The 1102-nt window shown below is 52.9% G+C and carries 2 protein-coding genes; both read right to left on the bottom strand.

Features of this window, described 5'->3' with window-relative positions; translation table 11 throughout:
• Positions 1 to 204 precede the first annotated feature (204 nt).
• Positions 205 to 546: a hypothetical protein gene (locus ACPEES_RS23515; RefSeq protein WP_435106958.1), complete on the bottom strand. Its 342-nt coding sequence runs from the start codon at positions 544 to 546 to the stop codon at positions 205 to 207.
• Positions 543 to 1102: RHS repeat-associated core domain-containing protein (locus ACPEES_RS23520; protein ID WP_435106960.1), on the bottom strand; the 560-nt coding region annotated here is incomplete at its 5' end. The genes ACPEES_RS23515 and ACPEES_RS23520, both read right to left, overlap by 4 nt.

Consider the following 1102-nt stretch of genomic DNA (forward strand, 5'->3'; position numbering starts at 1 on the left):
GCTCCCGCTCCGACAGCGAGGAGTGTCGGATTTCCTCGCGGATACGCGGCGTCGTGCGAGCTCGGGCGTGGACCGTCGTGCCGCTCATGCGCACCTTCCTTCCGTGCTCGGTTCCATGGCCGTGAGGCAGTCTCGCAAAGCCTGCCTGGCTTGAAAAAGGGGATAGCTGTTGACAGGAATACAATCAGGCGAGACCTGACAGTTTTATTTCCATTTCGCTTTTTCTACAAAATCATGCCAAACATCCACACGCTCACAACGGACACATGCATAGTATAACTGATCTCTAAGACGGCCAGGGATTCTACGCTCCGCCAAGGAACCTGAGAACGTCTCAAGAACCAGAACTATGCGGCGATCATCTTTATGCTTCAACGCATTGGCCAACAAGAAAAAAATTATGCAACGATCATGATACATCCGGCCTTTTTTCTCGGATGCTTTCTCAAAAAAATCCTCCCACATATTCGCTGAGCTTTGACGAATGCTAAGCACCGTAGCCAACAAGGCAAGTTTCATAAAACATGCGGCTCCGCGAATGGTCATACACACCACCCATTGCGATAACACTCACTCCAATCATCGGACCCACCCCCCGAGCCAGGTGAAGAATCGTCTCCGCTTACACATGGGTTTTCATTCGGCAACCGTGGCCGAAAGGTTGGAGGCAATGTCAACATATCTCCATACTTGCTAAACGTATCAAGCAAATCAGCCAAGCGCCCCATCCAAGTTTCATTGGGAATTTGTTCGGGAAACCGAGTGGGATTCGGGTTTGGTCGCACTTCACTACGCCATTGCATTTGTTCTAGGCGGCGCATCCTGGCCGTCCGCTCTGAATACTGTGCTGCTGTCTCGCCCAAACGTGGATTCATCCATCTAGGAACGACAGGAGAAGGGCGAGCAAATAGCGCAAAACCGCTCAGCCCACTTGGATCGACGACATTTGCGGGATTCCCTGCCACATATGCATATATATTGGCACTACCTGCAGCGAACAAGATTGGATCCTTCGCCGTCCACCGCCCCACTTCCGGATCATAGTCCCGCGCCCCGAAGCGCACGAGCCCGGTGTCCGGATCATAGAGGCCGCCGGCGAAGC

Origin of the sequence: Arhodomonas sp. AD133 (assembly GCF_051195215.1) — a bacterium.
In the GTDB taxonomy this organism is placed as follows: domain Bacteria; phylum Pseudomonadota; class Gammaproteobacteria; order Nitrococcales; family Nitrococcaceae; genus Arhodomonas.